20 protein-coding genes and 1 pseudogene are annotated in these 26,989 nt (G+C 25.1%); 5 read left to right on the plus strand and 16 right to left on the minus strand.

What is annotated here, in order from left to right; genetic code table 11:
• The first annotated feature begins 446 nt into the window (after positions 1-446).
• Together BN346_RS11115 and BN346_RS11120 are read left to right on the plus strand one after the other, a co-directional pair.
• Entirely contained in the window at positions 447-1,139 is a 693-nt protein-coding gene (locus tag BN346_RS11115) for a hypothetical protein (RefSeq protein WP_040328636.1), read from the plus strand.
• Positions 1,140-1,165: 26 nt separating this feature from the next.
• Positions 1,166-1,867, plus strand: a complete 702-nt coding sequence (locus BN346_RS11120) for a hypothetical protein (protein ID WP_040328638.1) — start codon at positions 1,166-1,168, stop codon at positions 1,865-1,867.
• A gap of 69 nt (positions 1,868-1,936) precedes the next feature.
• Here BN346_RS11120 and BN346_RS11125 read toward each other — a convergent pair whose 3' ends face one another.
• Positions 1,937-2,605: an L-2-amino-thiazoline-4-carboxylic acid hydrolase gene (locus BN346_RS11125; protein ID WP_040328641.1), complete on the minus strand. Its 669-nt coding sequence runs from the start codon at positions 2,603-2,605 to the stop codon at positions 1,937-1,939.
• A gap of 336 nt (positions 2,606-2,941) precedes the next feature.
• Here BN346_RS11125 and BN346_RS11130 point away from each other — a divergent pair, with 336 nt between their 5' ends.
• Positions 2,942-3,427, plus strand: coding sequence for a hypothetical protein (locus tag BN346_RS11130; protein ID WP_040328642.1), 486 nt, complete (start codon positions 2,942-2,944; stop codon positions 3,425-3,427).
• A complete protein-coding gene (locus BN346_RS11135; RefSeq protein ID WP_040328643.1) occupies positions 3,424-3,963 on the plus strand; it encodes a permease in 540 nt (179 codons plus the stop codon). Before BN346_RS11130 ends, BN346_RS11135 begins: the two co-directional genes overlap by 4 nt.
• A 272-nt stretch (positions 3,964-4,235) precedes the next feature.
• On the opposite strand, the gene BN346_RS20590 is transcribed toward BN346_RS11135, so the two are convergent.
• From BN346_RS20590 to pdxS, 5 genes are all read right to left on the minus strand, one after another.
• The gene (locus tag BN346_RS20590) at positions 4,236-5,066 is read right to left on the minus strand and encodes a hypothetical protein (protein WP_051540321.1); all 831 of its coding nucleotides are present in this window, start codon (positions 5,064-5,066) and stop codon (positions 4,236-4,238) included.
• A 77-nt stretch (positions 5,067-5,143) separates the two neighbouring features.
• A complete protein-coding gene (locus BN346_RS11145; protein WP_051540323.1) occupies positions 5,144-5,941 on the minus strand; it encodes an aminoglycoside adenylyltransferase domain-containing protein in 798 nt (265 codons plus the stop codon).
• A gap of 504 nt (positions 5,942-6,445) precedes the next feature.
• Positions 6,446-7,126, minus strand: coding sequence for a Crp/Fnr family transcriptional regulator (locus tag BN346_RS11150; RefSeq protein ID WP_040328644.1), 681 nt, complete (start codon positions 7,124-7,126; stop codon positions 6,446-6,448).
• Between the two features lie 128 nt (positions 7,127-7,254).
• Positions 7,255-7,833: a pyridoxal 5'-phosphate synthase glutaminase subunit PdxT gene (pdxT, locus tag BN346_RS11155; RefSeq protein ID WP_040328646.1), complete on the minus strand. Its 579-nt coding sequence runs from the start codon at positions 7,831-7,833 to the stop codon at positions 7,255-7,257.
• Position 7,834: 1 nt separating this feature from the next.
• Entirely contained in the window at positions 7,835-8,713 is an 879-nt protein-coding gene (gene pdxS / locus BN346_RS11160) for a pyridoxal 5'-phosphate synthase lyase subunit PdxS (protein ID WP_040328647.1), read from the minus strand.
• Between the two features lie 173 nt (positions 8,714-8,886).
• Between pdxS and pdxR the strand changes: the two genes are divergently transcribed.
• The gene (gene pdxR / locus BN346_RS11165; protein WP_040328649.1) at positions 8,887-10,407 is read left to right on the plus strand and encodes a MocR-like pyridoxine biosynthesis transcription factor PdxR; all 1,521 of its coding nucleotides are present in this window, start codon (positions 8,887-8,889) and stop codon (positions 10,405-10,407) included.
• Positions 10,408-10,472: 65 nt separating this feature from the next.
• Here the strand turns inward: pdxR and BN346_RS11170 are convergent, their stop codons facing one another.
• The 10 genes and pseudogenes from BN346_RS11170 to BN346_RS22245 form a co-directional block, all read right to left on the minus strand.
• The gene (locus BN346_RS11170) at positions 10,473-11,768 is read right to left on the minus strand and encodes a TldD/PmbA family protein (RefSeq protein WP_040328650.1); all 1,296 of its coding nucleotides are present in this window, start codon (positions 11,766-11,768) and stop codon (positions 10,473-10,475) included.
• A gap of 3 nt (positions 11,769-11,771) precedes the next feature.
• Complete coding sequence (locus BN346_RS11175) at positions 11,772-13,166, minus strand: TldD/PmbA family protein (RefSeq protein WP_051540325.1); 1,395 nt, start codon at positions 13,164-13,166, stop codon at positions 11,772-11,774.
• 356 nt (positions 13,167-13,522) lie between these two features.
• Positions 13,523-16,768 carry a DEAD/DEAH box helicase gene (locus BN346_RS11180; protein WP_040328651.1) on the minus strand — a complete coding sequence of 1,082 codons (3,246 nt, stop codon included), beginning with the start codon at positions 16,766-16,768 and terminating at the stop codon, positions 13,523-13,525.
• 326 nt (positions 16,769-17,094) lie between these two features.
• Positions 17,095-19,677 (minus strand): 3'-5' exonuclease, encoded by a 2,583-nt coding sequence (locus BN346_RS11185; protein ID WP_040328652.1) that lies wholly within the window; start codon positions 19,675-19,677, stop codon positions 17,095-17,097.
• 142 nt (positions 19,678-19,819) lie between these two features.
• On the minus strand, positions 19,820-21,172 hold the full coding sequence (locus BN346_RS11190) for a hypothetical protein (RefSeq protein WP_040328654.1): 1,353 nt from the start codon (positions 21,170-21,172) through the stop codon (positions 19,820-19,822).
• A gap of 104 nt (positions 21,173-21,276) precedes the next feature.
• Positions 21,277-22,032, minus strand: a complete 756-nt coding sequence (locus BN346_RS11195; RefSeq protein ID WP_341350021.1) for an exodeoxyribonuclease III — start codon at positions 22,030-22,032, stop codon at positions 21,277-21,279.
• A gap of 312 nt (positions 22,033-22,344) precedes the next feature.
• Positions 22,345-22,860 carry a hypothetical protein gene (locus BN346_RS11200; RefSeq protein WP_051540327.1) on the minus strand — a complete coding sequence of 172 codons (516 nt, stop codon included), beginning with the start codon at positions 22,858-22,860 and terminating at the stop codon, positions 22,345-22,347.
• A 170-nt stretch (positions 22,861-23,030) separates the two neighbouring features.
• Positions 23,031-24,782 (minus strand): tetratricopeptide repeat protein, encoded by a 1,752-nt coding sequence (locus BN346_RS11205; protein ID WP_040328656.1) that lies wholly within the window; start codon positions 24,780-24,782, stop codon positions 23,031-23,033.
• A gap of 725 nt (positions 24,783-25,507) precedes the next feature.
• A complete protein-coding gene (locus tag BN346_RS11210) occupies positions 25,508-26,122 on the minus strand; it encodes a DNA-3-methyladenine glycosylase (protein ID WP_040328658.1) in 615 nt (204 codons plus the stop codon).
• Between the two features lie 114 nt (positions 26,123-26,236).
• A pseudogene (locus BN346_RS22245) lies at positions 26,237-26,989 on the minus strand (hypothetical protein); the annotation flags it as partial.

Below are 26,989 nucleotides of genomic sequence, written 5' to 3' on the forward strand. Positions count from 1 at the left end.
AATTGAAAATTGAAAATTGACAGTTATGGTTAATATTACTCATTTCATTCCTAATATTTAAAAATAGAAATATTTAAAAACTGCGTTTTTATATTGTTTTGAACTAATTTGCTCTGCAAATTTAATAAAAAATCATTCTTTAAATTTGGAAATCCAATTTTTACATTCACTTTCAACTTTCAATTTTTAATTAAATTAATTAGAATTCTCAAGTGAAACATGAATAACTTAAAGTTTTAACTTGGAACCCCTCAATGATGAAACAAATCTATATTCAAATTTGTATATAATTTGAATATTCTATTAAAAGTATGATTATATTAATTGAATACGTTTACTTGAATTTTTTTCCTATTTATTAGTCTGTTAACTTATTTTTATCAATTTAACAATTTTATAATATATTTGTATAATATTGGTATAATTTTAATTGGGAGTGATTTTACATGAAAAAATTTTTATTAACCTTTCTTATAGGAACAATTTTAGTTTCTTCAACAGTTGTTCCTGTTTCTGCAAAGAATTTAGTACAAACTAATAAAACTAAAATACATTCTAGTGAAAATGTATCTGAAAAATTAAAAATTTCATCTAATGGAGTAGACTCTAATGGTTCTAGTGTTATCAATGTATTATTTGATAAATTCTACTCAAATACCAAATTAGTAATCTTAGATAATGGAAAAATATTATGTGAAAAAAAAATTACTAATCCATGTAAAGATGTAAATGTAAATGTTACTTTAACATATTACTTAAGTCATGAACTAACAGCATTTCTAGCCAATGATTCAGAATTATTTGATCCATATGTTAGAAGTAATTCTATAAACTTAGGCTATTTTGATCCAAAGGTAAAGGAACAAATTCAATTAAGTTATGTTTCATTAAATAATATTGACACTAACTTTAATGTAATCTTGCCTTATAAAGATCAAAATCCTTGGCTTTATGTTTATGACAATGGCGTTTTAATGTATAAAGCTAAATTAACTAATCCAACTGATAAAATTAATTTTACAGCACCTTTAAAAGGATTTGGACGACATGATATTAAAGCTTATTTAGGTGCAAATACTGTTGGTGTTTATAAATATGAACCTTTTATGTCAAGCAACACTGTAACAATTTTCAACTAAAAATAAGATAGAAAGTGGGTATAATTATGAAAAAAATTTTTTTAACTCTTCTAATAGGAGCAATTTTGACATCTTCTTGTTTTATATCAGCTAGTGCTATAACAATGGACAATAATGACACATACAAAATTAATTCAATTTACAATAATGATGAATCCTTTAAAATTTCTTCTACTTCTGTTGATCAAACTACTGGAAAAACAACTATAAATATAAAATTTGATAAAGAAATATCTAATACTACTCTTCTTATTCGTGGTGACAGTCAAACTATATATCAAAAAGATATTGTATTTCCAACTAAAGAATTAAGTGTTGATGTACAATTACCTTATTATGGTGGAGTCTCTGTCACAGCATATTTAGGAGATTTCTCTAAACCTTATGATAAATTTGATTATTCCGTAAAAAGTAACTCTTTAAAACTTGGATACTTTAATCCACAAAGGAATGAAAATATTGCATTAACTTATTCAAATTCACCAAATCAAGATACTAACTTCAAAGCTATCTTACCAATTAAAGATTATAATACTTTTTTCAAAGTATATGATAATGGTGTATTAGTGTATTCTATAAAGCTTATAAGACCAACAGATATTGTAGAATTTTCACTTCCTATAACTTCAAAGGGTAAACATGATATCAGAGCTTATGTTGGACTTTCTCAAGGCGAGTATCAATTTGATCCTTATCAATCAAGTAATGCTGTAACAATTTTTAAATAATAATAGATAAAGTGCTACTTAAATCTAAGTAACACTTTATCTATTTAATTTTTAAATTATAAATCTATATTATTTTCTATATTCAAATCCTTTTTCAGGCGCCCATTCACAACTTTCTGAAAATATGTACTTACAATTACAATAGTCATCTCCATCTCCTAATGTTTTTGTTCTATTAAAACCTATACCAATATAATGAGCAAATAAATAATCCATTCTACAAAGGTAAGGTAATAATCCTTCTACATTAAAGTTTTTACACATTTTAACTATTGCACATTCATATATCTCAAAAGAAATTATATTTTTTTCTAATTTTACACCTCTTATTTTCCAATCCATTTCGTGAAGTTCCTCTTTTATTGCTTTTCTCTCTGCATCTAATGCAGCTTTTCTAAATTTTCCTATAAAAACTTTTTTTGCTATAAACTTTACTATTATTTGTGGATAAGATTTTAGTAGTGTTTCATTTATATCCCATATTAATAAGTTTGCATCTTTTTCACTTATATTCATATCCAGTAATGTTTTATACCAAGCTATATAGCATGGACACATATAATAACTAATTTTAAATGCACTATCTCCTATGTTAGGAATATCCTTTATTATATTTTCAAAATGCTTATTTGCAATTTTAATAAAATCTAAACTAAAATCATTACCATATTTATAAGACAATATCATTTTTGCTTTTTTTGTAGTGAATTTAAATATTCTTTTAATTCTAATTTTCATTTTTATTCCCCCTCAGCTCAATAATACTCCCTAATACCTCGCCTATTTTACCACAATATTTTGATTATTGATAAAATCAAAATATATAAACAATTTTCTTTATAATATAAAATTATTGATTTATGAAAATAATTAATAATTTTATTATATCACATTTTTTCTTATTTTTTTCACAACTTATATTATAAATCTATATTTTGCTATTTTATCTATAAATTAAAATAAGATTTATAATACACATATATTAAATTTATTGCATATTTTAATATTATGTAATATTTTACATAATATATATTTTCAAAACATATTTACATCAATTGAAAGTTAGGTGATGGTATGACTGGATTTATATTATATTTTATTTCATTTATATTACTTTTTATATCATTTTTAAAAGATAAATCAAAAACAAAAATAGCTATTAAAACAGCCTTAAAATCTTTTGAAAATATCATGCCTCAATTTTTAGGAATTATTATCACTATAGGCATAATTCTTTCATTTTTAAACCCATCTACAATATCTAAACTCATTGGCAACAATTCTGGTTTTTTAGGTGTTTTTATATCTTCGATTATTGGTTCTATAACTATGATGCCTACTTTTGTAGCATTTTCAACAGGAAATATCCTTTTAGAAAATGGTGCTGGTTACTCTCAAGTTGCTGCATTAGTATCAACACTTACTTTAGTTGGAATTATGACATTCTCATTAGAATCAAAATATATTGGAAAAAAAGCTGCATTTCTTAGAAATTTTATAGCTTTTCTTTTTTCTTTTATAGTAGCTTTTATTTTAGGAAAGGTTATGATGATTGTATGAAAATATTAAAAAAGCTAATTAAAAGGTATTCATTTTTTGTTTTTTCTCTTTTTTTATTAATTATTATATTTTTTATAGCTCCTAACATTGGATTTAAAGCACTATCTAGCGCTAACTCTAGTTTTATTCAAATGCTAGGTGTCCTACCACCTATAATGGTACTTCTAGGTCTTATGGATGTATGGTTACCTCGTGAAGTATTAATAAAATATATGGGTAATAACTCAGGTTTATTAGGTGTGTTTTTTGCTATGTTAATAGGCTCTCTAGCTGCTGGACCTATGTATGCAGCATTTCCTTTTACTACTGTTTTACTTAAAAAGGGTGCAAAATTTAGTAACATAATTATTTTTATGAATGCATGGTGTGTAACTAAAATATCTACCCTATTATTTGAAATTTCTTCTCTTGGTTATAAATTTACTGTAATTAGACTTTTAATTGATATACCTGGAGTAGTACTTATGGGTTATCTTGTGAATTATCTTATGAAAAAAAATGATCTAGATGAACTTTATAGTAATGCCTGTAAATAAAATTTTAAAATTCATAAAAAAAGATAGCATAAGCTATCTTTTGAGGTGTGTGATCTTAAAGTTAATATATTTAGGATTTTGGATTTATTAAACTAAGGGGGACTTAATTTAAAAATCATATTATTTACTTTCATAGTTATTGGCATTAACTTTATATTTATATAATAATAAAGTTTTATGTCAAATAAATGTCGACTTTATGTCATTTATATGTCACTTACATATCAATTTAATGACATAAGTCGTATTTTGTATAAATTTAGAACCTTTTATTACTTTTTTATCGTTATTCTTGAAGGTGTACATATAACTTCATCTGGAATATTTAAGTAACCATTTTTATCTAATTTATATTTTACATTATCGATTATAAATTCAGATTTATCATTGTATCCGCTTTTAAATAAATTTTTATTTGTGTATGCTTTTTTTATTTTATCTAATTCATCATTGGTATATATCATACCATCTGTATCTAAAAATAATTTATCTTCACAGCCTCTAACTTGAAAATATTTTCCACATTGACAGCCCATATTTTGAAGTCTTATTCCAGCTTCTTTGAAGTCTTTAAAATTACTTCTTATATCATTAACTATTTCTGTGCTACTCTTACCTGATGTTAGACATTTTATTAATCTACTAGTCTTTAAAACATCTTCGTATCTACAAGAATCTTTCTTATCCACATTTAAAACATTCTCTTTATTTGTAATATTTATTTTGGTATATCCATGCATTAAAGTCTTGACCTTGTATTTACCATGATTTTTTACATCTAATACATTATTTTTAAATGAAATCTCTTCTAAATTTCTTTCTTCTATATTTTCCTTCAATTTATCTATACTTTGATTTTTAGGCGAGAAGTTATTATTTACACCCATATTTTTCATAATGCTTCTATTCTTTATTTTTCGTTCACATTCCATATATTTGTTTCTTAATGCTTTATTCTTATCACTTTCACTTTTATATACAGTTCTGTTATCTAGCAACTTATTAATACTTCCATATCCCATTAAATCATTATTTTGCTTTTTATATGTTTCTCTTGAAATGCTTGAACCTATTCTTAAAAGATTATCTATACCAAAGCTCATAAATCTCATCTCCTTTTATACTTATATATTATTATTCGGCATGAATATATATATATTTACATTTAAGGAAATTATCATTACAAATTTTTTATTTTTTCCAACATATATTTTGCAAATTTTCTTAATTCTCCCCCTTCATAATCATCAAAATGTCCTAAATTTCTATATGAATATAAAGCTTCTCCAACAATTTCTTTGTATTCCTCTTCTATATTTAAATATGCCCATTCTCCGCCTTCAATTTTAGATGATACCTTATTTTCAGTTAAAAAATATAAAACTCTGCATAAATTTAATATATAATATACAGGATTATTTTCTATCTCCTTATCAGAATTTAAAATATCTGCTTTAATAGATTTAATATAATACTCTTTTGGAATATTATAAAACATATCTTCTATACTTTCTCCATATAACAAGATTCCACGTTCTTTTATTACATTCATATGTGCTGCTAAATCTATATCTTCACCATCTCTACAAATATAATTAGAATCTTTCAAGTATCTTTCTTTATAATAATTAGAGTAGTGCAATAAAAAAGGTGTAGGATATTTAAAGTCTTTTACATCATTTTCTAAAATCACACTCATTTCAAATCCCTTTTTAGGCGCAACATTTGATAAATCTAATAATACTTTTATAAGACTTTTCATCTTATCGTTTTCAATTCTATCTTTTACAATTACTAAAAAATCAATATCACTTACATTAGGATTAAAACAATTCATTGCTAATGAGCCATGAAGATACATACCTACAAGATTATCACATAGTATATTTTTATAAGACTTTACTATATTATTTATAAGTCTATTTATAACTACTCCAACCTTTAAATCTACATTATTTTCTATATCACTTATTGTCACAATATCCCCCCTTTAAAAACTATTCTAATGTAATTATTGTTTGAATTTTCTTGATTTTGTAAAGGTTATCACAGAACATTAAAATATAACCTTCTAGATAAATGGTATCATTTTACATATTTAAATTCAATACAAATATAATTATATTTGTAGGGTTCCAATTTAATATTTTAAACCTATACAATTTTTTTGAATTTTAATCTATATTTTTTAATGGACAATTTACATTCATTTTCAATTTTCAATTAAATTAATTAGAATTCTCAACTGAAATAAGAATAGTTGCATTTTTCAACTTGCTTCCCTATATAGGGTTCCAAGTTCATCTTCATAATTATTAACTCCAAAACTTGGATACCCTTAATAGTGAGACTAGCTCTGAATCATTTTATAGTAAGTATTTCTTTTGAAAGTAATATATTTACAGCTTAAAAAATAGTTTTGAATTCGAGCTTGTTTCCCTATATTAATGGTTATTTATTTTTAACTAGCATATATATTTTCTTACTTTTCTATTATTTTCTTGAGTTTTTCTGTATCTATGACTTTAATTTCTCCTCTTGATAATTCTACAATATTTTCACTTGCAAAGTATTTAAGCATTCTAGTTACAACTTCTCTTGCACTACCTATATATTTTGATATTTGCTCATGTGTAAGTTTTATAATTTCTTTTTTATTTTTATCCATTTCACTAATAAGAAAGCTGGCAAGTCGTTTATCAAAACTCATAAATAAAATCTGTTCCATAGCCCACATAACATCTGAAAATTTGTCTACAGCACTCTTATATGAAAAGTTTTCTACATATATATTATTACTAACAATTTTTGAAAATGCATTAGCATTTATCATTAAAACTTCACTATCTTCTTCTGAATCAATATGCACATCAAAAGTAATATTTTTTAAAATACATGATGCAGAAAGAATACAAACATCTCCCTTATAAAGTCTATATAAAGTTACTTCTTTACCTTCTTCTGAAAGAATGTATGTTCTTAACATCCCTTTTTTTAAAATTAAAACACCAATACAATCATTTTTGCCGTTATGTATATTTTCACCTTTATTATATTTAACTAACTTTATATTATTTAATAAAAATTCCTTTTCACTTTGTAATAAATTTTCCCAAACTGGAAAATATTTTGTTAGATATTCAATATACTCATCTTTATTCATACGATAGAAAATTCCTTTCAATATTAATTTAATTTTATATTATGCTTAACTTTATATTACACTTAATATATTAATATTAAAACAAAAAAGCCATGAAATAATTTTTCTATTTCATGACTTTTCTTATTTTATTTTTCTTTAACCATATTTACAAAATACTCATGGAAACTTGTATCTTTAGTTAGTTCTGGATGAAAAGCTGTAGCTAACATATTTTTTTCTCTACATGCTACAATTTTATCATCTATTTTAGCAAGAACTTTAGTGTCTCCCCACACCTTCTTAACATATGGTGCACGAATAAATACAAGTTTAACTGGATTTTTAGATACCTCATCTATTTTTATCTCTGTAGAAAAACTATCTAGTTGACTACCATAACCATTTCTCATAACTTCTATATCCATTGCTGAAATATGACGTCTTGAATCATTGTCTATTTCTTTTGCTAAAAGTATCATACCAGCACATGTTCCCCATACTGGCATACCATTTTCAATTCTTTCTTTTAATGGGTTCATAAGGTTGAAATCATTTAAAAGTTTTCCTATTGCAGTGCTTTCTCCACCTGGAATTATAAGTCCATCTATAGAATTTAACTCTTCTAAAGTTCTAACCTTTATAGCTTTAACTTCATCTATTTTCTCAAGGCTATTTATATGTTCTCTAACTGCACCTTGAATTCCTAGAACTCCTATTGTTGTCATTTTACCATCCTCTACTTGCATATAAGTTGTTTTCTGGAATTTCACGAATATCTAAACTATCCATAGCTAAGCCTAAATCTTCTGATATTTCTGCAAGTATTTCTGGCTTATCAAAATAAGTAGCTGCTTTTACTATTGCTTTAGCTCTCTTTTCTGGATTAGCAGATTTAAATATTCCTGAACCAACAAATACCCCATCACAACCAAGTTGCATCATAAGTGCTGCATCTGCTGGTGTTGCTATTCCACCTGCTGCAAAGTTTACAACTGGTAATTTACCATTTTCATAAACATATTCTATTAAATTAAATGGAGCTCCCATTTCTTTAGCTATTGTCATAAGTTGCTCTCTTCCAGCATTTTTTACTTGTCTTATATCATCATTCATTTGTCTCATATGTCTTACTGCTTCTACTACATTTCCTGTTCCTGCTTCTCCTTTTGTTCTTATCATTGAAGCTCCTTCTCCTATTCTTCTTAAAGCTTCACCAAGATTTCTTGCACCACAAACAAATGGAACATTAAAAGCACCTTTATCAATGTGGAAAGCTTCATCTGCTGGTGTTAAAACTTCACTTTCATCTATGTAATCAACTTTGATAGCTTCTAATATTTGTGCTTCTACAAAATGACCTATTCTAACTTTTGCCATTACTGGAATTGAAACTGCCTCTTGAATTTCCTTTATCATTTTTGGATCAGACATTCTTGCAACTCCACCTTGTTTTCTTATATCTGATGGAACTCTTTCAAGTGCCATTACTGCAACTGCTCCTGCTGCTTCTGCTATTTTAGCTTGTTCAGCATTTACAACATCCATTATTACTCCACCTTTTAACATCTCAGCAAGGTTTTTGTTTAATTCATAATTTTCTCTCATAACTACTCTCTCCTTTACAAAAAATAAATATTATTATATAATAATTGCAACGATACAATTATTGTGTTTTTTTTCTTTTTATTATTTAAAATTACATTTTGTACCGTTAATACAATTAAATTATTGCATACAATTTTGAATGTGTCAATACAATTTTGAAAGGAATGTTTAAAATGGATACTGTTTCGATACAATTAGATAAGACATCTAATGTCCCATTATATCTTCAAATAGCAAATACATTTGAAGATATGATAAAATCCGACAAATTAAAATCAGAAGAAAAGCTTCCACCTATAAGAAAGCTTGCAAAAGAATTAGATGTTAATAATGTTACAGTGGTAAATGCATACAAACAATTAGAATTAATTGGATATATATCAGGCATAAAAGGTAGTGGCTATTATGTAAAACAATTTGAATTAGTAGATTCTATAGCTTCTAATAAAAAAATTGATTACTCAGCTCCTATTCATAATGATGATTACGACTACGAATATGAAAATATCAAACTTATGATTAGTGGTCAAATTGAAATTTCTGAGAATACAATAAACTTTGCTAGTGCTACACCAGATCCAAGCATATTTCCTATAGAAACTTTTAAAAATGCCTTAAATGAGGTTTTAGATCGTGATAAGGGCTATGCTTTTGGTTATCAAGAAAGTAATGGCTATGAACCGCTACGTGAGTCTTTGTCATATTATCTATTAAGAGAAAATAATATTAAAGTGGATTCAGAAACAATACAAATAGTTTCTGGTGCACAGCAAGGTATAGATATTATTGGAAAAGCCTTATTGAATTCTGGTGATTATGTCATAACAGAAAACCCAACTTATACTGGTGCTGTTTCTGTTTTTAATTCTCGTGGTGCTAATGTAATAGGCGTTCCTATTGATACTGATGGTATAAATCTTGAAATTTTAGAAAAGCAAATTAGAACATATAATCCTAAATTATTGTATGTTATGACTAGTTATCAAAATCCAACTACTACATGCTATTCTAAAGAAAAAATACTTAAATTACTGGAACTTGCAAATAAGTATAACTTTTTTATAGTTGAAGATGATTCCTTATCTGGTCTTTCTTTTAGTATGACATCTAAAAATCTAACTTTAAAATCATTGGATACACAAGATAAAGTTATTTATGTAAAAAGTTTTTCAAAACTATTAATGCCAGGTCTTAGAATAGGTTTTATAATTTCTCCAGAAAGTATGTTAACTAAACTTACAGAAGCAAAACATACAACTGATATTTCTTCATCTGGATTAATTCAAAGAGCTCTTAATATTTATTTTGAAAATGGCCATTGGCAACATAATCTAGAATATATGAGACAAATTTATAAAAACAAATATAATTGCATGATTGAAGAACTGAACAAACTAAAAAAATATGACATTGAATTTAATGAGCCAAAAGGTGGACTTAATTTTTGGATTACACTTCCAAGCAACGTTAGTGCATCTAAGCTTTATTTAGAATGTGCTAAAAAAGATGTTTTATTAGTTCCATGTAGTGTTTTTTATATAAACAATGGTAATAAACTTGATAATAGCATACGAATAAGTTATGCTGGAACAAATATTGAGGATATAAAAAAAGGTATGTCTATATTAGGTGAATGTCTAGAAAAAATTATAAATAAGAAAAGTAATAAAACTTATATTGCACCCATGCTTTAAAAATTATACTAGTTCAATTTCTTTTAAATTAAAATTGAACTAGTACAATTTTATTTTAATTTTCATTACTTTAAGTCTCCACAAATACTCACATTATTAACTTTAACATATGGCATTATAGCAAATCCCATATTCAAAACATTTTTTGATATACTTTCTATACTGTTAAACATCTTGTATAAATTTCCAATTATTTTTGCACCAATTATAGGATACTTTACTTCTCCATTTTCTACATAGTAACTATTTTTTGCTATTCCTGAAAAATCACCATTAATTTCTGGCTCTATTGAAGAAAAGTTATTTAAAATTATTCCTCTATGAGTACTTTTAATCATATCATCTAAATCACTTTCGCCATTTTCTACTATTATTATTTCTGTTGATGGTGTAAATCCATATCCTGTTTTTTTACCACCATATATATTTAACAAATATGATTTTAATATACCTTTATCTATATACATTAAATTTTTAGTTTTTATTCCATCATCAGTTATAAAGCATTTATCACAGATTCTGGAATCTACAGGACTGCAACTAATACTTAACTTTTCACTTGCAATCTTTTCATTTAATTTTCCTTGTAAAATACTTTTCCCACAAATTAATGAATGTTCTCTTAGAAAAATATAGTTATATATTTTTACAAATTCAAGTAAGCATTGTGGAGATATTATTAAATCTCCATTGAATTTGCCTTCTATAACTTTATATTCTAACTGATCTACACTAGCTTTCAATTTTTGTTTTATATTTCCATATTCAAATAATGATACTGGTAATTTACTAAATTTAAAGTGTATTTCACTTAATGAAGATGAAGTATTACATCCCTTGGCAAAATAATTTATTTTTAATTCATATATTCGTTTAATTGTATTAAAATCAACACCATTAGAATTTATAAATCTCATTGTTGTTACATTAAAGTCTATATGACCACTACTAATTATAATCTTTGGAAAAAATGTTTTTATATCATATAATAATCTTTCCACTTTTTTATACATATCATTTATATCAAATTCTTCTTCACCCGAATAGAAGTTTTCAACAAATTGATACTCTGAAATATCATTATTTTCATCTTCCTCTGATATATTACAGCAATCTATAAGGGCATCTATACTCTTCTTTATTGAATTTCTATCAGTTTTATTTATTATAATAGATGACTTTTTGTAATTTTTTATAACTGTCAATTTTATTTTCTTATCTATATTAGTTTGTAGCATCTTTATCTCATCTGTAAATTTTAATTTAGTAGTTTGATCTTCACGAAAAATGTACTTACATTTATCAACCCCTCTTTTCATTATATATCTAATACATTCTTCCCCCAAATTGTAATCAATCATATATTACACCCCCCCTATATTTACAGTACATTTTATAGATGGAGACCCCATTCCAACTCTCATCTGAATTTTTTTAGTACATATTCCACCATTTAACCATTTAAAATCATCTCCTATCATGGATATACTATTTAAAAAAGTTTTTACATCTCCAGATATTGATGTATTTAAAATTGCACTTCCTATTTTCCCATTCTTTATTTCATATCCACATTTAATTCCTGTTATGAATTGACTATTTATATCAACTTGTGCTGATGTTGGAATTATTAGATAGTAACCATCTTCTATAGATGCTATCATATCTCCAACTTTATCATCACTTGGCATTATACACGTGTTTCTCATAGAAATTACCGGATCATTAGAGAAACTTTCTAATCTTGCATTTCCTTTAGGTTTTATTCCTAAAACATTTGCCATTTCTTTATTACACATAAACTCTTTCAATATTCCATTTTCAATTGCAATAACATCTTCACATTTAGTACCTTCATCATCAACATAAATTGGTATTGGACAATTTTTACCAAAAGCAGTATGAGCAAAATCAACTAAAGTTAACTTTGAGTTTGCTATTTTTTTACCTATTGAATCAAATTTAAAAGGACCATTCATAATAGTATCTGCTTCTAACATATGTCCAATTGCTTCATGTGCCATAAGTCCAGATACATATGAAGATAATACACATTGCTTTTCACCTGATTTTGCATATACACCATTCTTTTTATCAATAAGATACTTACATAAAACATCAATATCTTTATATAGTTTATCAAATTCATTAAAATTATCTTGTATATTACCAAGCCCGCCAAACTTTTTACTAATCTCTATAGGTTTACCATCTTTTTCAGTAATTAATGAAATATTCATAGTAGTTCTTGGCAGAATACCATACCAATAAGTATTATCAGAACATATTATTTCCTTTTCAGTATTTTCATATAACATATCTATAATTACATTTCCTATATCTCTATATTTACTTTTTATATATGCACAAATATTTTTTCCAAAATCCGTGCATTGTTTTTTATTTACTACATTTTGAGACACTTTTAAACTACTTTGACACTTAAAATTATCATTACAATATGGTTTTGGGTCAAATTTTTCAACTTTTCTAGGTGTTTTTAACTTTAAGAATAATGCATTACTTTCAGCTTTTCTTATTACATTTTGTATACTTTCTTCACTTACATCCCAATTTGCAGCAAATCCCCATACACCACTATCGTAAACTCTTGCATTAACACCTGAATTAATATTTTTATAATTTATCATGACTATACCATTTACTATTGATATCTTATATTGAGAATTCTTTTCAATCCTAACTTCTGTATATTTTGAAAAATTTGACTTTATATTATCTATGTTTACTCCATACATATCATTTACCACCTTAAAATAATTCAGTAATAACATAATTTTTTATTGTGAAATTTTCATTTAAAGAAATTTCATCTTTCATATATTATTATAAATACTTTAAATAGCAATTTGTACTATTTTATCCAATTATATGTACATTTTTTAGCAATTTATGTGATTTATTTGCTATATTTAATTTAATCTACTATTATGTGCTAAAGAATATTTTTGGTTATATGTCTTAATACTTTTTTCTTGTTTTTCAAACACAAAAAAACAAGATGTTGTTTTTTTATCACTTGAAAACTAACATCTTGTCTTATTTTTTATCAATATAGTTGAAATTTGTATATTGATTTACATATTTTGATATTCTATTTTATTTTAAATAAATCTAATAATTCATCCTCACTAAGAGATATTAGATTTTCTCCATTTGAAAGTTCCTGACCAATTAATTTTGATATTAAAAGCCTTTTTTCATCTTGAAGATTTACTATCTTTTCTTCTATAGTTCCTTTAGCTATCATTTTTATAACTTCTACTACATTTTTCTGACCTATTCTATGAGCTCTATCTGTAGCTTGATCTTCTACTGCTGGATTCCACCATGGATCAAAGTGAATTACTATATCAGCTGAAGTTAAGTTTAGTCCTGTTCCACCAGCTTTTAAACTAATTAAAAATACACTATTCGCTCCTTCATTAAACTCTTTAACCATATTCATTCTTTTTTCTGAACTTATGGATCCATCTAAATAACTAAATGTAATTTTTTCTTTTTTTAGTCTCTTACTAATATTTTTAAGCACAGATGTAAACTGAGAAAAGACTAAAATTTTATGATTATTTTCTATAGCTTCACCTAATATCTCTATTAATGCTTCTATTTTTCCACTCTCTCCTATATAATTATCCATTACAATTGATGGATCTAAGCATAATTGACGTAATTTAGTAATGTATGAAAGTATCTCTATTTTACTATTTTTAAACTCATCATCTTTAACTTTTTTCTCAATTAATTCCACTGCATATTTTGCATAACTAGCATATACTTTTTCTTGTTCCTCTCCTAAAGAAACTATTAAATTTTTCTCTATTTTATTTGGTAATTCATGTGCTACATCTTTTTTATATCTTCTTAATATAAATGGTTTTATAAGTTTATTTAATTCATCTAATACCTCAGGACTTTCATTTAACTTCTTATGATATCTTACAGAAAATCTTTTCTCATCATATAAATAAGATGGCATTATAAAATCAAATATAGACCAAAGTTCCATAAGTGAATTTTCTATAGGTGTACCTGTTAATGCAAACTTAGTTTTAGATTTTATCTCTTTTACGGCCAATGCATTTTTACAGTGAGAATTTTTTATATATTGTGCTTCATCTAATATACAACATTTAAATTCTGTATTTTTATACATCTCTAAATCTATTTTCAATAAATTATATGTAGTAATTATTACATCATAACTTTTAATATTATTAAGCAACTTTTCTCTTTCATCTCTTACTCCATTAGCTATACCAATTTTTAAATTTGGTGCAAACTTTTCAAACTCACATTTCCAATTATAAATTAAAGATGTAGGTACAACTACTAATGAAATATCTCCTTGATTAGATGCTATATAACTTATTGTTTGAAGCGTTTTCCCAAGTCCCATCTCATCAGCTAAAATTCCACCACAATTTAAATATTCTAGTGTTTTAAACCAATTATATCCAACTTTTTGATATGATCTAAGACTTGCATTTATATTTTCTGGTTCTTTAAATGATAGTTTTTCTATATTTTTAAATTTATCTCTTATTTCTTTTAATTGTGATTTTCCCTTGATATATCTTATATTATTTTCTTTCATATAATTATCAAGAAAAATCCCCTTATTCTTAGAAACTTCTATGTAATTATCATTAATATCATCTGGAGAAATTGCATTTAAAAGATTTAAAAATGTTTTAAGCTCCACTTCTTCTAAGTCAATATATTCCCCACTTCTAAGTTTATAATATTTTGTGTTATTTCTAAAAGCCCTTAAAATCTCAGCTGTTTCTTGTGAATCTAAATCACCTATCTTAAAGCTCATTTCAAAATAATTATACTTTCCGCTTTTTATATCACCTTTTATTGCATTGCTCCCAAGATGTTTTATACCTTTAAATTTTTCTGAATAATATACCTCACCAATTTCTTGTAATATATGTATTTTATTCTTAAAAAAATCAAATTTAAATTCATCTCCATATAGAAGGTAAAATTTTTCATTTATTGCTTCAAAACCTAAACTTCTAAGTACAGATTTTACATTTTGTTCAGCCTTCTTATCTCTATATATAACTTTTTCATCACAATCATTAAAGATGCTAAATTCATAATCACCATACTTCACTTTCAAATTTAAAATTACTTCTTCATTTTCTCTATCGAAATAAAATTTAAATTTTGCATCCTCCATAACGATTTTATTTTTTATATTTTTACTTAATTTAATATCTCTTGAAAGAAGTTGTAAATCTGGTATTAACCTTCGTAATATTGTATCTTCTTCACTTTTAGGCATAGATACACTTTTTGATTCGTTAAACACCTGGATATATGGTCCTATTTTATAGCAAAATTCATGCTGTGGTAAGTATATAGAAGTTCCAAACAAAAATACATCATTATTGCTACTCAGTGTTTTTGGTGTTCCATCTTTTAAAGTTAATATATATTCTTTATTTAAACTTTTCAATTCAAAATCTAATGGTGGTTCTATAGATAAAATTTCTGATTCTGTTGGTCTATAAAAAAATCCTTCATTTAAAAATACTCTATGTCCCTTAACTCTTTCTAAAAAATCCCTAATTAAATAGCTTGGAATATTAATATATTTACCATCTATATACTTATCTCTTCTTTTACTAAAAGCTTTCATGGGCTCATCCATGTTTTTTAGTATTTCTATAAATTCAACAATCCTTTTATCTTTTGCTGAAAAACATTGTTTCTGAAAATTCAAAGTAAAATTTTTCCCATAATTTATAGGAATATTATTATAATAAGCTGTTAAAAACTGTTCTATATCTTTTAAAACATAAAGACTATTGCTACTTACTGATTTTAGCCCTATTTTAAACTCTGCTGATATAGTATCCTTCCACTCTATTTTATTAAGATAAACATCCATTTTAATTTCTTCTTTTGTATTATTTTCAAGTAATACATTTAAAATATTATTTTCTTTTTTAAATATTGGTTCGTTTTCTCTAGTATCCCCTACTAAAGAAGTATTCTTTGAAAGGTCATCTAAAGCTTTATAAAATGTAGCCATCAAATGTTTACAACAATAATTTTTCTTTGAAAACTCCTTTTTTTCATAATCTCTACAAGTACAATAAGTTGATAATACCATTTTACTTTCAGTATCTATCTCTATATTAGTACTATACTCATTAAAAAGAGATTCTGAAATCACCTTACCATCTATTACGATTAAACCATCCTCATTATTTATGTTAATTGAAGATACAAGGTCATTTTCCAATATTCTTTTTCCACTGACATGATTTTTCCCACTAATATCTTCATTAAATCTTTGTAATAAAATTTCTCTTTTCAACATAATTGCTCCTTATGATTAACAAATTATATTATAATTACAGCATGTTCTTAAAAATAATAAGTAAATCTAATTTCTAATTTTGTGTAATACATTTCTTTAAAACCAACTTAATAATCCAATTATTTAATGAAAGTAAAAGTAATATATACAGTAAAATTTTTCAATAAATTGTCTTATCATTCTCTTTCGTATGCTTAATATCTCATATCTTTTTATTATAACACAAATCTTTTATTAAATTTTCATATAAATTTAGTAAATTAAACATATTAAAAAGCTAACCTTTTAAGTACAATATTTAAGAAGGTTAGCCATAAAATAATATTTTAAACTTCATCTATATACTTTTTAGGTATAAAATCTATTAATCTACTTTTTTCTTTTGTGCCTCTTTCAGATTTTTTACAATAACTTAAAAATAATTGTTTTTTAGCTCTCGTTATAGCTACATAAAATACTCTTTTTTCTTCTTCTAAATCATCACTTCTTATAGACTGATAGCTTGGAAATGTATAATCCTGCATACCAGCTAAAAATACATAATCAAATTCTGCTCCTTTAGCTTGATGCACTGTTATTATAGGTATTCTTGGATATTTTTTAAGCATTCTATCCATTTCACTATTAGATAATGCTGAAACCTTTAAAATTTCTATAAGTGAATCTATACAATTTAAATCTTCATCATCCATATTTTTTGCCATCATGTAAAATTCCCTTAGATTACTTATTCTAATTTGTTCTTCATTATAAAAATCTAATATTCCACAGGTTTTAACTATATATGATATTAAATCTTGCGGTCTTAAATTCTCACTTTTATTTCTTAAGTCACTTATATATTCAAATACTTCGTAAAATTTACCAGAATATTTATTATATATAGATAATCTTTCTAAAGTCATAGGCTTTATATTTTCTTCCACAAACTTTATAAGTATATCTTTAGTTGACAAAATATCATCCATAGCATTGTGACTTGATTTTACTTCTGTATTAAATAAGTTACTAAGAGTTTCTAGTTTATGATTCTTTAAATTTGGATAGAATTTACGTGCTAAGTCTAATGTATCATAATAATCTATTATCTCAGCCCTTGGTAATTTTTTTCTTTGAAGCTCACTATTTAATATGCTTAAGTCATAGCTTACATTGTGACCAACTACTAAAGTATTTTTAATAAAATTCAGGAAATCTTTTAACACACTTTTACTGTCTTCTCCGTTTTTCTCTAAGAATTCATTACTAAATCCATGAACAAGTTCTGAATTTCCAACAGATTTTGTAGGAATTAGAAATTTTTCAAACTTTTCAATAACACTACCAAACTTATTTATTTTTATTGCTGCTATTTGAACAATTTCATCTTCTACAGTATTTATACCTGTGCTTTCCACATCAAAAACTACCACATTGTCCTTCTCTATTTCTCTTAATAATAACTGATATGGATCTCCATAAGTTTGTGTACTATAGTCCATAAAATCATATAATTTTATTCCCAATTCTCTAAAATCATTATTCTCAATCTTCTCTATAGTTTTTTCTCCAATCCCTTTAGAAAACTTCTTTAAAATTCTTTTAAGACTATTATTATCATATTTATTAGTAATTAGCTTCAAATAAGCTATAATATCTTTTATCTCCTGTCTTCTAAAAAATTTAAACTCATCAACTAATAAGAAATATAATTTTTCTTCATCTTTTTTTAATCTATTCACATTAATTAATGCATTACTTAATGCTATATTTATTTTGTTATTTCTAGTCAATATAGCTACTTTTGATACATCTTTAATTTTTAAATCATTTATTCTATTAAAAATCCATGTAGCTTCTTCTTCTATATCATATGCTGTTTTAAACTCTATATTTTCTCCATAACAATCTGAATTTGCTTTGAAATCAAATTCATATATATCATTTATTTCACTTTCAAAAGCATTTTTTAAATAATCATAAGATGCATTTAATAATGTCTTCGTAGAACGATAATTTTTATCAAAAATTATTGTTATTGGAGTATATTGATTTTCAAATTTATTTAATACATTTTTAGGGTTAGATCCTCTCCATTCATATATAGTTTGGAAATAATCTCCACAAATCATAATATTATTTTCATAAAATAACTTAGAAATAATACTATATTCAAATATGCTAGTATCTTGAACCTCATCTATATGTATATATTTAAATTTTTTTCTCCATTTACTTGCAATATTTTCATCTTCAAATAATTCATAAACTTTGAGTAATAAATCATTAAAGTCTAAACCATGCCTCTCATGTAAAGTTCTATCGTAAATTCCCACCAACTTATGACCATAGTTTGCTATAAATTTAAACAATTCATTATTAAATCTTTTATTTTCATCTATGCATATTTTTTTTAATTCATCACATTTATATTCTAAATTATATTTTAATATATCTATATAATCTTTATTTCTAAATTTCAATTTTTCATTTTTCATGAAATCAATAAAATTTTGAAGAGAATTTAAGTTAAACTTTTGAACATTAAATTCTTTAATTATTTCTTTACAGTCTTCTTCATCATAAATTATAAAATCAAAAGATACATCTGTATTTTTCTTTGATTCCTCTTTTATTATGCTAAAGCAAAAGCTATGAAAAGTATTTATGCAAATACTTAATCCATCTTTTCCAACTACAGATATAATTCTTTCCTTCATTTCCTTACAAGCTCTATTAGTAAATGTTAAGCATAATATTTCTTTTGGATTTGATTTTTTCTTTTCAATAATATTTGCAATTCTTAATGCTAACGAATTTGTTTTTCCCGTGCCTGCTGCTGCAAGAAGCAATATGTTTTTATCTATTTCATTTACAACTTGTCTCTGCTTTTCATTTAATTTTAAAATTTCATTTTCCAAATCAAACATATTTCTACTCTCACTTTCAACATAAAATACCTCTTAATTAGATTTTATATAATTTAATTATACACATATTAAATATACTTTATCAAATTTTCTAAAATAAAAAATCATGATTTTACATATATAAAAATCATGATTTTTGAATTTAACAACACTGTTCTATTTTTAATAAATCACTATATTTATTGCTTTTTATCTTACCATTTAATACACCATTAAATTTTGTATATTTAAATAATTCCTCAAAATCTAATCCAATAAATCTAGTCTTATTTCTTTTTATATTTTCATAAAATTTAGGCATTGTTTTTTTTAATTTTTTTTGTAAAATATTATGTGTTTTTACCTGATCTTTTTTATCTTTTAACTCATTTAAATAATTGTAATGATTTTTAATTTTATCATATTCATAGTTGTCCATATAAATACATAATTTTTCAGTACATCTACAACTAAAAAATAACCTTTTTAATTTACACAAATACTTTTCTAGAAGCTGTATCATTACCAATTTATCTAATAATAATAAACTTTTAATTTTTGAAATTTGATCTAATGGTAAGTCTTCACACACATATTCTCTAAAATCACTTATTAAAAATGTTCTGTAATTTTCATTAAATTTAATTATTTCTTTTAGATATTTTAATTCTCCTTCTATAAAAGTTATACTTTCTATATCTATTTTATTTAGTTTTTTCAAATCACACTTGTTAGCATAATTATTCCAAATAGATAAAATTTCATTTTCTAAAATCTTTAAATTTATATAATCATATACACTATTTATGTCTGCTCCTTCACATAAATTTATACCATTTACTTTACACTTTTTTAAAACGCTATATTTAAATGTATTTTTCAACTTAAATATAATTTTTTTAAATTTTATAGTAGAATTTGATTTTAAAAATATATCAAAATCACATTTTAATTTTAGCAAATCTATATTATCAGGTATTTCTATGTTTTTAAAATACACATTATTAGTTAATATCCAAGCTTCTTTTACCATAAATTCTAATTTACTGCATACATTTTTTGTTATATCATGAAAATACTTATTATTATCAACGCAATATAATACTTTTTCAAATCCATTGTTTTTAAATTTTGATATATTGGATTTTAATATTTCTATATTTTCTTTAGCTTTTACCAGTTGCTCATAAGAATATTTATGCAATGGAACTTTCCCTATAATATTCACAATTTCATTATCCTTAAATAAAGCTTCGTATTGACTTAATGCATCTATTAAAACATGCTCATTAGGAATTTTATTATAAATTTTCATTAAATCACTAACATTACAAATGTCATCATCACTTAAACTATTTATCGATTTAATAAATTTATTATACTCATCATTACTTAAAGGAATATCTTCACTAAAATCTATACTGTCCTCAACAAATGAATACTTTTCATTTCTTTCCTTAACCCAATTTGTCATTGCCTTAAGTGTAATCTTCTCATTAACAGCATCAATACTCATCTATAGTTCCCCCATCTTTTACAATTTCGTTTTATTAATAGATACTATGCTGTTAATTTGAAGTTTATTCCAAAATAATAATCACTATACTATTTTATAATATTTTATTCTATTATTAATTCTACTGGACAATGATCTGATCCTAATATTTCAGTGTGTATATTTGCAGCTTTTAGTCTATCTTTTAAACACTCTGATACACAAAAATAATCAATTCTCCATCCTGCATTATTTTTTCTTGCATTAAATCTATAAGACCACCATGAATACATTCCTTTTTCATTTGGATAAAAATATCTATATGTATCTATAAAGCCAGCTTCTAAAAGTTCTGTAAATTTTCCTCTTTCCTCATCTGTAAACCCTGCATTCTTTCTATTGTTTTTAGGATTTTTAAGATCTATTTCTTTATGTGCAACATTTAAATCTCCACATACTATAACTGGTTTATTTTTTTCTAATTCTTTTAAATATTTTCTAAACTCATTTTCCCATATCATTCTATAATCTAATCTTTCAAGTTCACTTTTGGAATTTGGAGTGTAAACTGTAACAACATAATACTCATCAAATTCAAGTGTTATAATCCTTCCTTCTTTATCATGCTCTTCAATTCCTAATCCATTTACTACTGATATAGGCTTGATTTTCGTAAAAATTGCTGTACCTGAATACCCTTTTTTCTCTGCATAATTCCAATATTGATAATATCCATCTAACTTCAAATCTATTTGCCCTTCTTGAAGTTTACTTTCTTGAATACAAAATATATCTGCATCTACATCATTAAAAAAGTCTAAAAATCCTTTTTGTACACATGCTCTAATTCCATTAACATTCCATGATATTAACTTAATCATTTAAAATCACTCCATTTCTACATAAAAATCATTTATATCTACTAATTCATTATTCTTATTTTAATTAATTTTATACAAAAAAACTACCCTAATCATAAAAGGATAGTTTTAAAGTTTAATAATATTTTTTGTATAAGCAAAATCTTAATACAAATACATACTCAAAATAATACTTATTGAAAATTTTTATCGGGAATACTTTATTGAAATTATCTTAATTTGAGCATGTATTTTTTAGACATCTAAATTAATGTCTTATCTATGGGATAAAATTTAAAGCTTAAACTTTAAATAGACTTTAACATGCTCATTTTATGCAACCAACTTTTTTGCCTTATTGGATTTAAATTTTTTATCTAGCTTTAATGCCTTTAATATAGGATAAGTTATAACACCATCAGCCACATGATGCAGTATGGTACCTATGCCAACTACAATTAGTGCATCTTTAAAAGTAAATCCAAACGGAATAACTATAAGTGCTTCTAATATTCCATGAAGTGGAGCAGTTATTAAAACTACTTTATTATAGCTAAATCCATTTTCTACACACTTTGCTCCTATTGAACCTACAACTACATGCATAAATGCTCTTGTTGCAACTATTGGATCTGGAAATGCAAATAGAAAACCTATAGCTGATCCAGCACCTACAACAACTGATGCTTTAACCCCTAAATACATTGCTAAAAACATTGGTACATGAGATGCAAGTGTTGCCGTAAACGGTGGTATGTATACCCTTAAACTATTTCCAAAAACTACTGGAATTATAATTGCTATAGCCATTAATAGCGATGCTTGCACCATTTTTTTTATATTCATAATAAGCCCCCTAATAATTATATATACTACTGTATATACATTAGTATATATAATTATTTCTTTTTTGTAAATAGGTTATTTATTATTTTCCAAAAAATTAAAAATATTAAGTATAAAAGTCTTTTTATACTTAATATTTCCATATACATTTTGTATTAATTTCTAAAGTAAAATCAATTATACGTTTCTTTAAATATTTTTATAGCTTTTTCCCTCATTTCCTCTAAAAATTCTCTGTCATAATTAGAATTTTTATTTTCCTCTACTGTAAAGCTATTTATAACTTTTTTTAATATATCCTTGTAAAAATTATATTTATACTTATCTACTATGATCTTTAAAAAATATATTTTTTCTTGGCCTCTTATAACATATATTATATTTATAGTTCCACTTAAATTTTCTATTTCAAATTTTATTCCTTCATTTCCATTTACAATACATTCTTTTCCATCTAGTGCTCCCAAATCATTAAAATATTTTCTTAAATTTATATCATAAATACTTGGCATTTCTATATGTGAAATTATCAGTTTTACATCGTTTATTTCCAATTCCTTATTGTATTTATATATAAGTATTTCTTTTTCTTTTCCAATTAGCTTTATGTTCATATTCCAACTTTCAGGTATATTAATGCTATACCCCATACTACTTCTATACATTTTAAATTTTTCATTATTAAAACTTAATTTTTCATCATATTGATTTTTATTAATGTTTCTTAACATATTTTCAGCTTGTTTAGACCCATTGTTTATAGCTATTTTTAGGTACTTCTCTGCCTCTTTAATATTTATATCTACGCCAATGCCATTCATATAGCAAATTGCTATCTCATAACTTGCATCTACATCACCATCATTAGCAGCTTTTAGAAACCATTTTACAGCCTCTTTTTCATCTTTTTCTGTACCCTTTCCATCTTGATAATTACATGCTACATTATATTCTGCTTCTGCTTTTCCTTTTTTTGCAGAATTTAAATATAAATTAAATGCTTTATATGGATCTTTCTCTACACCTAATCCTTTACTATATATAACACCTAAATTTAATTCAGCAGATGCACTACCTAAAATTGCAGCTTTTTCATACCAATATTTAGATTTTTTATAATTTCTGTCTATATCATCAATACCACTCCAATAAATAGCTCCTAATAATTCCTGTGCTTCCAAATTTCCAAGTTCGCCTGCCATTGAAAAATATTCTATTGCCTTTTTATAATTTGTTTCTACACCTATCCCCTTTATATAAAACTCACCCATCTTATATAAACTTTTATTATCACCATTAATTATTCCATTAAATATTTTTTTCATCTCTTCCCTTATATTTAAAACTTCTCCATTTTCATTGTACAAATTAGGCAAAATACTTATAGCAATTCCATTTCCAGCATTCGCAGCTTTTTTAAGCCACTTTTCTGCCTGAATGTAATTCATATTTACACCTATTCCTTTATAGTATAATTGTCCTAAGTTACTTTGAGCTTCCACATACCCATTTTCTGCTGATAATCCAAACCATTTTATGGCATTTTCATAATCCTTATAAACATTCAAATATATAGTTGCTAAATTATTTTGTGCTACTACATCTCCATTTTTAGCAGAAATATATAAATATTTCTTAGCCTTTTCATAATCAAAAAAATCATAGCTTTCATCTAAATAAATAGATGCTAAATAGTAAGGTGCTTTTAAATTTCCATATTTTATAGACTTATTTAAATATATTATAGCCATATGAAAATTTTCATTTTTCATCTCAATAAGTCCTTTTTTTAAATATTTATCTTGTATAACTTTCAACTTATTTTTTAAAAATATACCTTTACGTATGTTCCTAATAAAACTTTTAATTTCTTTTAATTCAACTAGCAAATTATTTTTTACTGTAATTATTGGAATCTTATTCAAAATTTTCTCTCCCTTTTTAGCGCTAAGATAAATTTATTATATCTTAAATAAATTTATCTTCTTTATATATTTTAATTTACTAGTTGAATTTATATTACTCAATTTATAAAATTAATTTATAAATAAAACTTAGTTCACTTTGAAAAAGAAGTATTTACATACCCATTTTTTATTTCATTCACACCTAAGATTTCATTCTTTGAGATAATGTATACTTAATGAATTTTATTATTTTTTAAAGTTCAAATTTCTAAAGAAAGAACTAAGTTACTATAGGGTTCCAAGTTCAAATTTAAAGTAATGTCTTTCTCAAATGATAGTACTATTCTTACAGTTTATTGCTATATTTATATTTTGAACCAGTTGGCAATTTACAGTTATAGTAAATATTACTCATTTCATTTCCTAATATTTAAAATAGAAATACATAAAAACTACGTTTTTATATTGTTTTCAACTAATTTGCTTAGCAAATTTAATAAAAAATCATTCTTTAAAATTGGAAATCCAATTTTCACCTTCACTGTCCACTGTAAATTGTCAATTTTTTAAAATATAGATTAAAACTTAGCATTAAAATTCTCAACTTAAACATGAATACCTTAAAGTTTAAACTTGAATTCCTATAACTTAGTTCTCATTAAGTATGTATTGTTAATCAATTTTAATTATAGTACTTTCTTCACATATATTAGATAAAACCAATAATTTTAAATGATTTTAAATTATTTCTTAGACACATATTTATTATCTTTTATATAATATCTCCATAAAAAATCTCTAGCCTCTTCTGCATAATCTATACCTATTCTCTTACTTTCTACTATTTCAAAATTTTCATTAATATTAATTGATTCTATATATAGATCCTCGCTTTTTGTCATATCTTCATAATTATTAATTTTAGTTATATTCATTGCCATACATAATTTAGATGGTCCATCAGTTAAAGATTTTATTTGTAACTTAGTTAATTCATTATATTTTTTATGAAATCTTATCTGGCTCAAATAATCAAATTCATTTAATGGTTCTATGGCTCTTATAAGAACACCTTCTGCTTCATCTTTTTTATTAGTTATTACATTAAAGCAATGATAAAGTCCATATATAAAATATACATATGCAATTCCTGCTTCTCCATAAAGAGGTTCTGTTCTTTCTGTTCTCCTATTTCCATATGCATGTGATGCTTTATCTATCTTTCCTATATATGCTTCTGTTTCTACAATTTTCCCTTTCAAAACTATATTATTTATTTTTCTTACTAAAATTTTACCTAAAAGTTCTTTCGCCACAACTCTTGCATCTCTAGCATAAAAATCCTTAGTTATTTTCAAATTTACTCCCTCTTTCTAAATATAATATAATATTATTTATTATATCAAAACTTAAAGTAAAATATATCACATTAATTTGAAAGTCTAGCATATAAATTATGCTAGACTAAATTATTATGCTATTCTTACTATAGTTATAGATGATACTATAGTTTCATTGTATCCATCTATTGGATTAAGTGTAATCTCATGACCTGAATAATTTATAAATGCAAATTTTTCATTAACTCTTGCTTCTATCACTGTAGATCCAGTTACTACAGCTCCTTGATTTCCAAATTGTGGTGAACCTGACAATGCTAATATATGAGAACTTTGATTAATTTCCTTAATTAATGAAATAACTGTTCCTCTATCACATTGACATCTAATATCATTTACATTTATTGTCCAAATAATAAGATAAGTGCCATCATCATCAAATGTGAAGTAATTGTTTCGATTTAAATTTATTCCTCCTGAAATCCTTCTAAAATTTCCTAATGGTATTCTTTCTAAATTTGATATTAAATCTGTGCTTATACTTCTATTTTCTGAATAAGCATATTCATTAAATGCTGGGCCTGTTGGACCTTGTGGACCTTCTGGGCCCTCTGGTCCTATTGGACCTTCTGGACCTTGTTCTCCTTGTTCTCCTCTTGGTCCCCTTGCGCCTGTTGCTCCAGTTGCTCCTTGTGGTCCTCTTGCACCTGTTGCTCCAGTTACTCCTTGTGGTCCTTCTGGTCCTATTGGGCCTTCTGGACCTTGTTCGCCTTGTTCTCCTCTTGGTCCTCTTGCGCCTGTTGCTCCAGTTGCTCCTTGTGGTCCTTCTGGTCCTATTGGACCTTCTGGGCCTTGTTCGCCTTGTTCTCCTCTTGGTCCTCTTGC

Origin of the sequence: Clostridium ihumii AP5 (assembly GCF_000612845.1) — a bacterium.
Lineage (GTDB): Bacteria > Bacillota > Clostridia > Clostridiales > Clostridiaceae > Clostridium_J > Clostridium_J ihumii.